The organism is Pseudomonas sp. HMSC066A08, from assembly GCF_001813025.1.
In the GTDB taxonomy this organism is placed as follows: Bacteria; Pseudomonadota; Gammaproteobacteria; order Pseudomonadales; family Pseudomonadaceae; genus Pseudomonas; species Pseudomonas aeruginosa.
Map to the genome: position 1 here is coordinate 1 of NZ_KV811216.1, position 259 is coordinate 259.

Consider the following 259-nt stretch of genomic DNA (forward strand, 5'->3'; position numbering starts at 1 on the left):
GCAACCCACTCCCATGGTGTGACGGGCGGTGTGTACAAGGCCCGGGAACGTATTCACCGTGACATTCTGATTCACGATTACTAGCGATTCCGACTTCACGCAGTCGAGTTGCAGACTGCGATCCGGACTACGATCGGTTTTATGGGATTAGCTCCACCTCGCGGCTTGGCAACCCTTTGTACCGACCATTGTAGCACGTGTGTAGCCCTGGCCGTAAGGGCCATGATGACTTGACGTCATCCCCACCTTCCTCCGGTTT

1 rRNA gene is annotated in these 259 nt (G+C 55.6%); it reads right to left on the reverse strand.

Features of this window, described 5'->3' with window-relative positions:
• A 16S ribosomal RNA gene (locus tag HMPREF2886_RS02090) occupies positions 1-259 on the reverse strand; the annotation flags it as partial.